Genomic DNA, 849 nt, shown 5'->3' with positions numbered 1-849 from the left:
TAGAACCAATTAATAAAATATATGCTTTCTGTACTGCGTCACCTGGCGATCCTAAGAGTATTTGGATCTTCCCTGCTCATGTTAAAGAATATCGTCGTGTTTCCGCAAGGCAAACATTGGTTATTTTTCGAAATAACCAATCTCGTATTTTTCCTGTTTCCTATAGTACTTTTAATACACAAATGTTAAGAACTTCTTATTTACAAACGAAGCTTATGCAAAGAGTTGAATTTAACAATAAAAAGTTATTTTATTTACTGCATGGACCTAAGTCATCAACGGCATCAGAAAGTATTGAATTTTATTTAGAAGATCCAAAATAATTGTTAGGTATTTCTACCTTTTAGCGGGATAGGTGTTTTTTTAATAGGTATACCTCCATTAATTCTTGGACCTTATTGCGAATCCTTGGATTAAAGTAATTATGGTTTTCTTCATAGCCTTTATAAATAAACATGTACATCGTAAAAGCATCGTCCCGTTTTGTTTCAATGACTTGAAGTTTATTCTTCTTCATATACTGTTTAACCTCAGAGAGTTCCCGCTGTATTTCCTTCATTGTTGCTTCAATTAAATCCAAATAAGGTTTTTTTAATTTAAATGGGCTATTTTCCACAACAATTAAATCCCGATTTAAGACGGTGAGAACCATTGGTAAATAAATAGCTTTCTCCATTATGTCACGATCATCCTCTGGAATCCTGGTCATCTTCCCATCTACACCTTTCTATTTTATCGAACAAATGTTCTTTTTTATTTTACAAAATAGAAACGATAAAAGCAATAAAACAATTCCACGCAAAAGCTCGCCAAATTGGTGAGCTTTCTTTGGCCGATAGGAAAGTAAAC

2 protein-coding genes are annotated in these 849 nt (G+C 32.7%); one reads left to right on the top strand and one right to left on the bottom strand.

The window, feature by feature from the left end; all coding sequences use genetic code 11:
- Positions 1–323: competence protein ComK (locus tag V7150_RS19010; protein ID WP_335521450.1), on the top strand; the 323-nt coding region annotated here is incomplete at its 5' end.
- A gap of 20 nt (positions 324–343) precedes the next feature.
- Here V7150_RS19010 and V7150_RS19005 read toward each other — a convergent pair.
- Positions 344–709 carry a hypothetical protein gene (locus V7150_RS19005; protein WP_335521449.1) on the bottom strand — a complete coding sequence of 122 codons (366 nt, stop codon included), beginning with the start codon at positions 707–709 and terminating at the stop codon, positions 344–346.
- Between the last annotated feature and the right edge of the window lie 140 nt (positions 710–849).

It is taken from the genome of Neobacillus drentensis (assembly GCF_036965245.1).
Lineage (GTDB): Bacteria > Bacillota > Bacilli > Bacillales > Cytobacillaceae > Neobacillus > Neobacillus drentensis_G.
Note: the sequence above shows the minus strand (reverse complement) of the source record. Positions and strands in the feature narration are given on the sequence as shown.

What these genes read in the sequence shown, in the direction of transcription:
- V7150_RS19005 (WP_335521449.1), bottom strand. Translation starts at nt 709, where the DNA reads ATGACCAGGATTCCAGAGGATGATCGTGACATAATGGAGAAAGCTATT.